The organism is Rhodococcus sp. MT28 (assembly GCF_058792695.1).
The window spans coordinates 1-823 of the sequence record NZ_JBXAFD010000073.1; the positions used below are offsets into that span (position 1 = coordinate 1).

At 70.8% G+C, this 823-nt stretch carries 1 protein-coding gene and 1 pseudogene; both read left to right on the top strand.

The window, feature by feature from the left end:
• Positions 1–492, top strand: a pseudogene (locus AC1Q6C_RS33665) (MFS transporter); the annotation flags it as partial.
• Between the two features lie 13 nt (positions 493–505).
• Positions 506–823: universal stress protein (locus AC1Q6C_RS33670; protein ID WP_492667134.1), on the top strand; the 318-nt coding region annotated here is incomplete at its 3' end.

Sequence of the window (823 nt, forward strand, 5' to 3'; positions counted from 1 at the left end):
GGCCTGCTGTGGCCGCTGCTGATCATGAGCGCGGGTCTGGGATTGTGCACCGCCCCGGCGACCTACGCCATCGTCGCCGACACCCCTGCGGCCAAACAGGGGGTCGCCGCCGCGGTCAACGACGCTGCCCGCGAGATCGGCGCCGCGATCGGGATCGCCGTGGCTGGCAGCGTGCTCGCCGCAGGCTATACCCACCACATCCAGCCCGCTCTGCCCCAGCTTCCCGAGCCCGCCCGCGGCCCGGTCGCCGATTCCCTGGCCGCTGCTCTGCAGGTCGCTGACCAGGCCGGACCGGCGGCCCAACCGCTGGCCGAGTTCGCCAAGGCAGCGTTCGTGCACGGCAGCAGCCAGGCCGCGCTCACGCTGGCCGCCCTCACCGCCGCCGGGGCGATCGTGCTGGCAGTCCTCTCTCCCGGCCCCACCACCCGCCGCTCCCGCGCGTCACGCACTCACACGAACACCCCTCCCCGCTCGAACACCCCCTTCTCGTGAAAGAGGCCCCATCATGACGGCCTATCGCACGATCCTCGTCGACACCGACGGATCCGACTACTCCTACCGCGTGGTCGACCACGCCGCCGAGCTGGCTCACGTCACCCACGCCCGACTCCTGATCATCTGCGCCCGTCACGACATCGACGAACGCGCACTCGGTACTGACGTCGACCGGCTGCGAGGTACCACACCCACCGACGCCATCCTGCGCACCGCGCACCAACATGCGATCGCCCACGGCGCCGTCGACATCGAAACTCGCATCCTGCCCGAGCCCACCGTCCGCGCACTGTTTCACCTAGCCGGCCCGACCGCCGACGACCTCATC